The organism is Shigella sp. FC1544, assembly GCF_001722145.1.
GTDB lineage: Bacteria > Pseudomonadota > Gammaproteobacteria > Enterobacterales > Enterobacteriaceae > Escherichia > Escherichia coli.
This window is the reverse complement of sequence record NZ_MECT01000037.1, coordinates 1-11,195: the sequence shown is the minus strand read 5'-3', so window position 1 is coordinate 11,195 and position 11,195 is coordinate 1. Positions and strand designations below refer to the sequence as shown.

Genomic DNA, 11,195 nt, shown 5'->3' with positions numbered 1-11,195 from the left:
TTTCTGGTGCGTACCGGGCTGAGAGGCGGTGTAAGTGAACTGTAGTTGCCATGTTTTACGGCAATGAGAGCAGAGATAGCGCTGATGTCCGGCAGTGCTTTTGCCGTTACGCACCACGCCTTCAGTAGCGGAGCAGGAAGGACATCTGATGGAAATGGAAGCCACGCAAGCACCTTAAAATCACCATCATACACTAAATCAGTAAGTTGGCAGCATTACCGATGCGGGCTATAAAGAGCTTCCATTGGTGATCCCGATGCTGTTTTATCATGGTTGCAGAAGTCCTTATCCTTATTCACTCTGCTGGCTTGATGAATTTGCCGAGCCTGCTATAGCCCGCAAAATATATTCATCAGCGTTTCCGTTGGTGGATATTACCGTGGTGCCGGATGACGAGATTATGCAACACCGCAAAATGGCGCTGTTGGAGTTAATTCAGAAACATATTCGTCAGCGCGATCTGTTGGGATTAGTCGACCAAATTGTTTCGCTGCTAGTTACAGGGAACACTAATGACAGACAGCTAAAAGCCCTGTTTAATTACGTATTACAAACAGGGGATGCCCAGCGTTTTCGTGCATTTATTGGTGAGATAGCGGAACGCGCACCACAAGAAAAGGAGAAACTGATGACCATTGCTGACAGATTACGTGAAGAAGGCGCAATGCAGGGCAAACACGAAGAAGCCCTGCGTATTGCTCAGGAGATGCTGGATAGAGGTTTAGACAGAGAGTTAGTTATGATGGTGACCCGACTTTCACCAGACGATCTTATCGCGCAAAGCCACTAATCCTGTAACACCGGGAGTTAACTGGCGGATGTTTGCTGTAAACCACATCAGCGAACGACATCCGCCAGCGCCTCTTCTAAATCGTACCAGCGAAACGCAAAACCCGCTTCTTCCAGCCGTTTAGGCAGCGCGCGTTGTCCACCTAATACCAGTACTGAAGATTCGCCCATTAACAGTCGAATGGCGGTCGCGGGGACGCGCAAAATGGCCGGGCGATGCAGCGCGTGACCGAGCGCATGGGCAAATTGTTCATTGCGTACCGGGTAGGGCGAAACCATATTAAATGGCCCGCGCAGCTCGTTATCCAGCAGCCAGAGAATACCGTTGACCATATCATCAATATGAATCCAGGCCAGATACTGCCGACCAGAGTCAATCGGCCCGCCCAGGCCAAGACGAAACGGTGGCAGCATTTTACCGAGAATACCGCCGTCCGGTGCCAGTACCACGCCGGTTCGCAGCAGGCACACTCGCGTTTTGTCACTTTGCGCCCGGCAGGCAATCTCTTCCCAGCGGGCGCAGAGTTTATGAGTAAATTCGTTATGCGGCGGTTCCTCTTCGGTAACCACCACTTCACCTAAGTCGCCATAATAGCCCGTTGCCGAGCCGGAAATGAGTACCGACGGCGGCGTGTCGCTGGCATTAATCAAATCGACCAGTTTTTGCGTGATATTCCAGCGGCTTTGGCAGAGACGCTCTTTTTGCTCGTGAGTCCAGCGTTTATCAGCAATCGGTTCTCCGGCCAGGTTGATTACCGCATCAACGCCGTTGAGGTTGCTTTGATCGGCTAGCCCTTGCCATAGCGTCACCCGAGGGCCGAGAACGGAACTGGCTTTCTGTGGGTTACGCGTCACTACCGTGATTTGATGGCCCAGCTCCAGCAAACGCGGAATCAAATGGCGACCAATTAATCCCGTCCCTCCGGTGATCACTATGTTCATGCAGCCTCCCGATATGGCGGTTAACGCTGCCAGCTTAAGGTCATGGATACCGAATCGGCGTAGCGCAGCGCGTGCAGTTTATCGATCTCCACTTCAGCATACGTCACCCAGTGATGTTCACGTGCGATATCGAGCACATCCTGAGTTAATTTTTCCAACAAAGAGAAACGGTTATTCTCTACATGCTGAATAATGTTTTTCGTTACGGTGCGATAATTCAGCGCATCGTTGATATCTTCGCTAGTGCGCGCTTTATCGGCGGGGTAGTGGATCGTCACATTGATAACAATATCCTGACGGTTGTTAATTTCTTCTTCCTTAATTCCGATAAACGTACGTAAACGAAGGTTCTTTATACGAATAATAGCGGCAGGTTGTGCCATTGCAGGTTCTCCGTTGTTTTACTTAGGATGAAATAATACACGAGAACCTGTTTCTGTTAACTATCCGAACGCTCATCACCGAGTTGTGCTTTTAGCCGTGCCTGCCCGGTGGCAGGGCGCGAACGGATCCGCTCATGCCAGTTCTTGACTGCCGGATACATTGCGAGGTCAATTCGCTGGCGAGTCCAGGCATTAACCCACGGCCAGCAGGCAATATCCGCAATGCTGTAGTTCTCGCCTCCCAGCCAGGGCGAGTTTTCCAGCCGCTTGTTTAGTACATGGTAAAGACGCTGAGTTTCAACCTGATAACGTTCAATAGCGTAAGGAATGGTTTGGGGGGCTGCGTGATTAAAATGATGATTTTGCCCAAGCATCGGCCCCAGTCCGCCTACCTGCCAGAATAACCACTGTAATGTGGCGGCGCGTTCACGCGTTTCATGACTCAAAAAGAGCCCCGTTTTCTCAGCCAGATACAACAAAATGGCACCAGATTCAAAGAGGCTTAGCGGTTCGCCGCCATCGGCAGGAGAATGATCAACAATTGCCGGAATTTTGTTGTTGGGCGAAATGCGCAAAAATTCCGGACGAAACTGATCGCCTTTCCCCTGGTCTACCTTAATCAAGCGATAATCAAGCTCTGCTTCTTCGAGAAACAGCGTAATTTTGTGACCATTGGGTGTCGGGGCGAAATAGAGATCGATCATTGCAGCTCCGGTTGTTTAATCATCTGAACACCACAAGTATAGAAAGCGCGGCGACTTACGTGAGTATTCGTCACGTGACAGTGACAAAAAGGCTCTATAGTTTGATAGCCAGCCCCCTTTATTGCCGAGGACATAATGAGTAAACCCGCTATCACGCTTTGGTCAGATGCCCACTTTTTCTCCCCTTATGTGTTATCCGCTTGGGTGGCGTTGCAGGAAAAAGGCCTGTCGTTTCATATCAAGACCATCGACCTCGACAGCGGTGAACATTTGCAGCCGACGTGGCAAGGTTACGGTCAGACACGTCGTGTGCCGTTATTACAAATCGATGATTTTGAGTTGAGTGAATCTTCTGTCATTGCGGAGTATCTGGAAGATCGATTTGCGCCACCGACCTGGGAACGTATTTATCCGCTTGATTTAGAAAATCGTGCGCGTGCACGACAGATTCAGGCCTGGCTGCGCAGCGATCTGATGCCCATCCGCGAAGAGCGTCCGACGGATGTTGTCTTTGCGGGGGCGAAAAAAGCGCCACTAACGGCCGAGGGAAAAGCCAGTGCAGAGAAACTGTTCGCGATGGCAGAACATTTGTTAGCACTGGGTCAGCCGAATTTATTTGGTGAATGGTGCATTGCTGATACTGATCTGGCGCTAATGATTAACCGCCTGGTACTACATGGCGATGAGGTGCCAGAACGCCTGGTGGATTATGCGACATTCCAGTGGCAGCGAGCGTCTGTCCAGCGTTTTATTGCACTTTCGGCGAAGCAATCTGGCTGATAGCAACGACAGAATCCAGTATCATAGCTTACGTTTTTTCGACGAGGAGTGAGTGATGAAACTGATGTTTGCATCGGACATTCATGGGTCGTTACCGGCGACGGAACGTGTTCTGGAGTTGTTTGCCCAAAGCGGTGCCCAGTGGCTGGTGATCCTTGGCGACGTGTTGAATCACGGCCCGCGTAATGCTTTACCGGAGGGTTACGCGCCAGCCAAAGTCGCTGAACGGCTTAATGAAGTGGCACATAAGGTTATCGCTGTGCGCGGCAACTGCGACAGCGAAGTGGATCAAATGCTGCTGCATTTCCCGATAACCGCGCCGTGGCAACAGGTATTACTGGAAAAACAACGTCTGTTTTTGACGCATGGTCATCTTTTTGGCCCGGAAAATCTACCTGCTTTAAACCAGAAGGATGTGCTGGTGTACGGTCACACCCATCTGCCAGTGGCAGAACAGCGGGGGGAGATTTTCCACTTCAACCCCGGCTCGGTGAGTATTCCGAAAGGCGGTAATCCGGCGAGTTATGGCATGCTGGATAATGACGTACTTAGTGTAATCGCACTCAATGATCAAAGTATCATTGCGCAGGTCGCGATTAATCCGTAATTTACCCACAACTCAAAATGCGCCGTAAGAGCGCCAGAAAAAGAAGGTTTCCTGATAATGGAACAGCGTCGTTTGGCAAGTACTGAATGGGTGGATATTGTCAATGAAGAGAACGAAGTCATTGCACAAGCCAGCCGGGAACAAATGCGGGCACAGTGTCTGCGTCATCGTGCAACTTACATCGTCGTGCATGATGGCATGGGCAAAATTCTGGTCCAGCGTCGTACCGAGACAAAAGACTTTTTACCCGGCATGTTAGATGCGACCGCAGGCGGTGTGGTTCAGGCCGATGAGCAACTGCTGGAATCCGCGCGTCGCGAAGCGGAAGAAGAGTTGGGCATTGCCGGTGTCCCCTTTGCCGAGCACGGGCAGTTCTATTTCGAAGATAAAAATTGCCGTGTCTGGGGCGCGTTGTTCAGCTGCGTCTCTCACGGTCCCTTCGCCCTACAGGAAGATGAAGTCAGTGAAGTTTGCTGGCTGACGCCGGAAGAAATCACCGCACGCTGCGATGAGTTCACTCCAGACTCGCTGAAAGCGCTGGCGTTGTGGATGAAGCGCAATGCCAAAAATGAAGCCGTAGAGACTGAAACGGCAGAATGAAAAAAGAGCCGCAATTGCGGCTCTTAACATTTTTAGTGGTAGCCCATCAACTGAGCGCCGATCACTACGACGCTGGACATAATAAACAGCAGTCCAAGTAGGGTCGCGCCCACCTTCAGCCAGTTACGGAAGTCCGCCCTGCACACACCGAGAGTTGCCATTAACGAAGCTGAGGTTGGGTAAATGATGTGACTGAAGCCATCACCAAACTGGAATGCCAGCACGGTAACCTGACGGTTAACACCGACCAGATCGCCAAGCGGTGCCAGTAACGGCATGGTTAACGCCGCCTGACCAGAACCGGACGTCACGAAGAAATTAAATACCGCCTGGAAGAGCAACATAAACCAGGCCGCGACCGCGTTGTCCAGACCGCTAATGGCATTGGCAATGCTGTTGAGGATGGTATTTAACACGCTGGCATCACCCGCTTCACCATTACCGACCAGCAGCAAAATCCCTTTGGCGAAACCCACCAGCAGGGCAGGGGCGATCATCATTCGCGCCCCTTCGGTAAAGGATGAAGCCATGGTATTAACCGTCATGCCGTTAAGGCGGAAAACAACGCCGATGATGCCAATCACCAGACCCATGGTGAAGAACTGGCTGGCAATTTCTGGAATAAACCAGGCATTAACGATCACGCCCCAAATCACCCAGACCATTACGGCGGTCAGGACAATCAATACCAGCCAGTCACCAAAGGTAAACGGACGTTGTTCAACATCCGCCTGCTTTTCACGAAAGAAGCGGTCGGACTCATGCACGCGTGACAGAAGAGGATTCTTTTTCACTCGTGAGGCGTACACCATGGTAAAGATCAGGCCAATCATAGTGGCGATAACCCACACCACGATGCGCAACCCGGAGCCAGAAAGCACCGGAACGCCGGCAATCCCCTGAGCAACGACCACACAAAACGGGTTCATCCACGAACTGGCAAAACCGATTTGCGTGGCAATATAGGTCACCAGGACGGTGGTAATACTGTCATAGCCCAGCCGGACCATTAGCGGTGCGATGATAATGGCAAAGGCGACGGCCTCTTCTCCCATACCAAATACCGCGCCGCCAAGTGAAAACAGAATAAACAGCGCAGGAATAAAGAGAATTTCATTCCCGCGGGTATGGCGAATAAGCGCCAGGATACCGTTATCAATGGTTCCTGTACGCATCACAATGCCAAACGCGCCGCCAATCACCAGCATAAACATGATGATGCCAACAGCTGTCCCGTATTTCGATCCTGAGGTTAATCCTTCAAACGGGAAGTTCATCAGGCCCGGGCGTTCATCGCCCGTCGTGAACAGCTGTACGCGGTGATACTCAGGTTCGCCTGCTTCGTTAGTCAGAATGCGAAATGAGTGTGGATCTACGACTTTGCGTGTTTTTGTTTGACCATCAACCTGATACTGCACTTCCTGACTGTCAAACATCCCCACCGGAACTACCCAGGTGGCAAGGCTGGTTAAAATAGCAACAAAAAAGATAATCACCAACGTATCGGGCATTGCCCATCTTCTTGTTGGTTTGGATTCAGTGATTGCGGACATAGCGCAAATATTCCCTTGCACAAAACAAAGTGGTAAGTATGCAAAGTGAAATGGCGCAATTCATTGATGCAGCGCAGTTAAGCAAGATAATCAGAAAGGATTAATGCAGATTAAGAGAATAAAAAACCGGAAATAGTGATTATTTCCGGTTCAGATATCCGCAGCGCAAAGCTGCGGATGATGACGAGATTACTGCTGCTGTGCAGACTGAATCGCAGTCAGCGCGATGGTGTAGACGATATCGTCAACCAGTGCGCCACGGGACAGGTCGTTAACCGGCTTGCGCATACCCTGCAGCATCGGCCCGATGGAGATCAGGTCGGCAGAACGCTGTACCGCTTTGTAGGTGGTGTTACCGGTGTTCAGATCCGGGAAGATAAACACGGTAGCGCGACCTGCAACCGGAGAGTTCGGCGCTTTGGATTTCGCAACGTCAGCCATTACCGCAGCGTCGTACTGCAGCGGACCGTCGATCATCAGGTCAGGACGTTTTTCCTGCGCCAGACGAGTTGCTTCGCGAACTTTTTCTACGTCGCTACCTGCACCAGAAGTACCGGTGGAGTAGGAGAGCATAGCAACGCGCGGTTCGATACCGAAGGCCGCAGCGGAATCAGCGGACTGAATCGCGATTTCTGCCAGCTGTTCAGCGGTCGGATTCGGGTTGATCGCACAGTCACCGTAAACGTAAACCTGTTCCGGCAGCAGCATGAAGAACACGGAAGATACCAGGGAGCTGCCCGGTGCAGTTTTGATCAGCTGCAGCGGCGGACGGATGGTGTTTGCGGTAGTGTGAACAGCACCGGAAACCAGACCATCAACTTCATCCTGTTCCAGCATCAGCGTACCGAGCACCACGTTGTCTTCCAGCTGTTCGCGGGCAACGGTTTCGGTCATGCCTTTGTTCTTACGCAGTTCGACCAGACGACCAACATAGCTTTCGCGAACCACTTCTGGATCAACGATTTCAATCCCTGCACCCAGTTCTACACCCTGAGACGCTGCAACACGGTTGATCTCTGCCGGATTACCCAGCAGTACGCAAGTTGCGATACCACGTTCAGCACAGATAGCGGCTGCTTTAACGGTACGCGGTTCGTCACCTTCCGGCAGTACGATACGTTTGCCCGCTTTGCGCGCAAGTTCAGTCAGCTGATAACGGAACGCAGGCGGAGACAGACGACGGCTGCGCTCAGAAGTGGCAGTCAGAGATTCGATCCAGTCAGCGTTGATGTAGTTAGCAACGTATTCCTGAACTTTCTCGATACGTTCGTGATCGTCAACCGGAACTTCCAGGTTGAAGCTCTGCAGGCTCAGAGAGGTCTGCCAGGTGTTGGTGTTCACCATAAATACCGGCAGCCCGGTAGCGAAAGCACGTTCGCACAGTTTAGAAATGCGCGCGTCCATTTCGTAGCCGCCAGTCAGCAGCAGGGCACCGATTTCTACGCCGTTCATGGCTGCCAGGCAAGCGGCGACCAGCACGTCAGGACGGTCTGCGGAAGTCACCAGCAGAGAACCGGCACGGAAGTGCTCCAGCATGTGCGGAATGCTGCGTGCGCAGAAAGTGACGGATTTAACGCGGCGAGTATTGATGTCGCCTTCGTTGATGATGGTCGCATTCAGGTGGCGAGCCATATCGATCGCACGAGTCGCGATCAGGTCAAAGCTCCACGGCACAGCGCCGAGAACCGGCAGCGGGCTGGATTCTTGCAGCTTCGCCGGATCAACATTGTTTACTTTAGCTTTGGAAGAGTCGTCGAAAATCTCGGACAGATCCGGGCGAGTACGACCCTGTTCATCAACCGGTGCGTTCAGTTTGTTAACGATAACGCCGGTGATGTTGGTGTTTTTGGCACCGCCGAAGCTGTTGCGGGTCAGTTCGATACGCTCTTTCAGCTGTTCCGGGGTGTCAGTGCCCTGAGACATAACGAAGACGATTTCCGCATTCAGCGTTTTAGCGATTTCGTAGTTCAGAGACTGGGCAAACTGGTGCTTACGTGTCGGGACCAGACCTTCAACCAGAACGACTTCAGCGTCTTTGGTGTTAGCGTGGTAGTTTGCGACGATCTCTTCCATCAGCACATCTTTCTGATTGCTGGAAAGCAGACCTTCAGCGTAGCTCATTTTCAGCGGTTCAGCGGCCGTCGTGGTGGAAGAGTTCGCACGCACGATAGTCGTAGTCTGATCGGGCGCATCGCCACCGGTACGCGGCTGAGCGATAGGTTTGAAAACGCTCAGACGAACGCCTTTGCGTTCCATTGCACGGATCACGCCAAGGCTGACGCTGGTCAGACCGACGCTGGTTCCGGTAGGGATCAGCATAATAATACGGGACACGGTTTATCCTCTTTCGTTACCGCCGATTTGGCGGGTTACAAAACAGCACCGCCAGCTGAGCTGGCGGTGTGAAATCAGGCAGTCAGGCGGCTCGCGTCTTGCGCGATAACCAGTTCTTCGTTGGTTGGGATAACCACCGCAGGACGGGTACCTTCTTTGTTGATGAAACCAGATTTGCCGAAACGTGCAGCCAGGTTGCGTTCATGATCAACTTCAAAGCCCAGCACGCCCAGTTTGCCCAGAGACAGTTCACGAACCATCGCGGCATTTTCACCGATACCACCAGTGAATACAACAGCGTCCAGACGACCATCCATCAGCGCAGTGTAGGCACCGATGTATTTCGCCAGGCGGTGGCAGTAAACGTCCATTGCGCGCTTCGCGTCTTCTTTCGTCGCGTAGTTGTCTTCAACATAGCGGCAGTCGCTGGTCACTTCGGTCAGACCCAGCAGGCCAGACTCTTTGGTCAGCAGTTTGTTGATTGCGTCAACGCTCATGCCCAGGGTGTCGTGCAGGTGGAAGATGATCGCCGGATCGATATCACCAGAACGGGTACCCATGACCAGACCTTCCAGCGGGGTCAGGCCCATAGAGGTGTCAACGCATTTACCGTTGCGGATAGCAGAAACGGAACCACCGTTGCCCAGGTGGCAGGTGATGATGTTCAGTTCTTCTACCGGTTTGTTCAGCATTTTTGCCGCTTCCTGGGTTACATAGAAGTGGCTGGTGCCGTGCGCGCCGTAACGACGGATGCCGTGCTCTTTGTACAGGTTGTAAGGCAGGGCGTAGAGGTAAGACTCTTCCGGCATAGTCTGGTGGAACGCGGTGTCAAATACAGCAACGTTTTTGTCTTTCAGCTGTGGGAAAGATTTCAGAGCTTCTTCGATACCGATCAGGTGAGCCGGGTTGTGTAGCGGTGCAAAAGAAGCTGCATCTTTGATACCCTGAATAACAGACTCATCGATCACTACGGAGCTGGTATACTTTTCGCCGCCGTGTACGATACGGTGACCGATAGCAGTCAGCTGCGCAGACAGTTCTGGTTTTTGTGCCAGAATAGTATTAACGATAAAGTTGAGCGCTTCGCTGTGAGCGGCGCCTGCACCTAAAGCCGCTTCCTGTTTATTGCCGTCCATTTTCCATTTGATACGTGCTTCGGGCAGGTGGAAACATTCGGCTAAACCAGAAAGGTACTCTTCACCATTTACTGCATCGATGATGGCAAATTTCAGTGAAGAACTACCGCAGTTCAGAACCAGTACTAACTTACTCGACATGGAAGTACCTATAATTGATACGTGGCTAAAAAAACGTCAGGGAGCCATAGAGCGTAGCGCATGATGACACCGACATTTATGATTAACATCATGCACTGCAAATTTTTTTTGCATGATGGAAGAAATATCTTGAGTCTATGCCATTTTGCGTAATTTTCAGCCAATGGCATAATGTATATGAATTTGACGACTCAATGAATATGTACTACTTAGGCCTTCAGGCTGCTAAAGGATACCTGATAGTGGGTATGGAAGACAAAATGTTTTGAATGTTGTCCCGCTGAGTTGTGAATTTGCACAAATTTTTGAATCTTTATATGTGAAGTTGAGGTGAAGCATGTCAACGCCGGATAATCGTTCTGTTAATTTTTTTAGCTTGTTTCGCCGGGGACAGCATTACTCAAAGACGTGGCCGCTGGAAAAACGCCTTGCCCCGGTCTTTGTCGAAAATCGCGTTATCAAGATGACGCGTTATGCGATCCGTTTTATGCCGCCGATCGCCGTATTTACTCTCTGCTGGCAGATTGCCCTGGGCGGTCAGCTTGGGCCGGCAGTTGCCACTGCGCTGTTCGCCTTAAGTTTACCCATGCAGGGATTATGGTGGCTGGGCAAGCGTTCTGTAACGCCATTACCCCCTGCTATCCTCAACTGGTTTTATGAAGTTCGCGGTAAATTGCAGGAGTCTGGACAGGTGTTGGCACCCGTTGAAGGCAAGCCTGATTACCAGGCATTAGCTGACACGCTTAAGCGCGCCTTCAAACAACTGGATAAAACTTTCCTTGATGATTTGTAATTGACCCCTGATTACGCATATAAAAGAAGGCATACTCAGCCGGTGATGCTGCCAACTTACTGATTTAGTGTATGATGGTGTTTTTGAGGTGCTCCAGTGGCTTCTGTTTCTATCAGCTGTCCCTCCTGTTCAGCTACTGACGGGGTGGTGCGTAACGGCAAAAGCACTGCCGGACATCAGCGCTATCTCTGCTCTCACTGCCGTAAAACATGGCAACTGCAGTTCACTTACACCGCTTCTCAACCCGGTACGCACCAGAAAATTATTGATATGGCCATGAATGGCGTTGGATGCCGGGCAACTGCACGCATTATGGGCGTTAGCCTCAACACGATTTTACGTCACTTAAAAAACTCAGGCCGCAGTCGGTAACCTCGCGCATACAGCCGGGCAGTGACGTCATCGTCTGCGCGGAAATGGACGAACAGTGGGG

The 11,195-nt window shown here is 51.5% G+C and carries 11 protein-coding genes and 2 pseudogenes; 6 read left to right on the top strand and 7 right to left on the bottom strand.

Annotated elements, in window-relative coordinates; all coding sequences use genetic code 11:
* Window positions 1-165: IS1 family transposase (locus BGK49_RS25165; RefSeq protein ID WP_047664789.1), on the bottom strand; the 165-nt coding region annotated here is incomplete at its 3' end.
* 55 nt (window positions 166-220) lie between these two features.
* On the opposite strand from BGK49_RS25165, the pseudogene rpnB reads away from it, so the two are divergent.
* Window positions 221-790, top strand: a pseudogene (gene rpnB / locus BGK49_RS03165) (recombination-promoting nuclease RpnB); the annotation flags it as partial.
* Window positions 791-837: 47 nt separating this feature from the next.
* On the opposite strand, the gene BGK49_RS03160 reads toward rpnB, so the two are convergent.
* Genes BGK49_RS03160 through yfcG form a run of 3 tightly spaced genes read right to left on the bottom strand, consistent with a single transcriptional unit; the run spans window position 838 to window position 2,818 of the window.
* Window positions 838-1,731, bottom strand: a complete 894-nt coding sequence (locus tag BGK49_RS03160; protein WP_001028334.1) for a TIGR01777 family oxidoreductase — start codon at window positions 1,729-1,731, stop codon at window positions 838-840.
* A 20-nt stretch (window positions 1,732-1,751) separates the two neighbouring features.
* On the bottom strand, window positions 1,752-2,114 hold the full coding sequence (gene folX / locus BGK49_RS03155) for a dihydroneopterin triphosphate 2'-epimerase (protein ID WP_000068457.1): 363 nt from the start codon (window positions 2,112-2,114) through the stop codon (window positions 1,752-1,754).
* Window positions 2,115-2,170: 56 nt separating this feature from the next.
* Entirely contained in the window at window positions 2,171-2,818 is a 648-nt protein-coding gene (gene yfcG, locus BGK49_RS03150) for a GSH-dependent disulfide bond oxidoreductase (protein ID WP_000566479.1), read from the bottom strand.
* A gap of 135 nt (window positions 2,819-2,953) precedes the next feature.
* Here yfcG and yfcF point away from each other — a divergent pair, with 135 nt between their 5' ends.
* Genes yfcF through yfcD form a run of 3 tightly spaced genes read left to right on the top strand, consistent with a single transcriptional unit; the run spans window position 2,954 to window position 4,805 of the window.
* The gene (gene yfcF, locus BGK49_RS03145; protein WP_000042452.1) at window positions 2,954-3,598 is read left to right on the top strand and encodes a glutathione transferase; all 645 of its coding nucleotides are present in this window, start codon (window positions 2,954-2,956) and stop codon (window positions 3,596-3,598) included.
* A 55-nt stretch (window positions 3,599-3,653) separates the two neighbouring features.
* Window positions 3,654-4,205: a phosphodiesterase gene (yfcE, locus tag BGK49_RS03140; RefSeq protein WP_005024661.1), complete on the top strand. Its 552-nt coding sequence runs from the start codon at window positions 3,654-3,656 to the stop codon at window positions 4,203-4,205.
* Window positions 4,206-4,262: 57 nt separating this feature from the next.
* Window positions 4,263-4,805, top strand: a complete 543-nt coding sequence (yfcD, locus tag BGK49_RS03135; RefSeq protein ID WP_000437935.1) for an NUDIX hydrolase YfcD — start codon at window positions 4,263-4,265, stop codon at window positions 4,803-4,805.
* A gap of 32 nt (window positions 4,806-4,837) precedes the next feature.
* Here the strand turns inward: yfcD and yfcC are convergent, their stop codons facing one another.
* The 3 genes from yfcC to ackA all read right to left on the bottom strand — a co-directional run bounded on the left by yfcC (window position 4,838) and on the right by ackA (window position 9,969).
* Window positions 4,838-6,358, bottom strand: coding sequence for a putative basic amino acid antiporter YfcC (yfcC, locus tag BGK49_RS03130; RefSeq protein WP_001274500.1), 1,521 nt, complete (start codon window positions 6,356-6,358; stop codon window positions 4,838-4,840).
* A gap of 189 nt (window positions 6,359-6,547) precedes the next feature.
* A complete protein-coding gene (pta, locus tag BGK49_RS03125; protein WP_000086700.1) occupies window positions 6,548-8,692 on the bottom strand; it encodes a phosphate acetyltransferase in 2,145 nt (714 codons plus the stop codon).
* Between the two features lie 74 nt (window positions 8,693-8,766).
* The gene (gene ackA, locus BGK49_RS03120; protein ID WP_000095707.1) at window positions 8,767-9,969 is read right to left on the bottom strand and encodes an acetate kinase; all 1,203 of its coding nucleotides are present in this window, start codon (window positions 9,967-9,969) and stop codon (window positions 8,767-8,769) included.
* A 337-nt stretch (window positions 9,970-10,306) separates the two neighbouring features.
* Here ackA and yfbV point away from each other — a divergent pair, with 337 nt between their 5' ends.
* A complete protein-coding gene (gene yfbV, locus BGK49_RS03110) occupies window positions 10,307-10,762 on the top strand; it encodes a terminus macrodomain insulation protein YfbV (RefSeq protein ID WP_000106627.1) in 456 nt (151 codons plus the stop codon).
* 96 nt (window positions 10,763-10,858) lie between these two features.
* Window positions 10,859-11,195, top strand: a pseudogene (locus tag BGK49_RS03105) (IS1-like element IS1A family transposase); the annotation flags it as partial.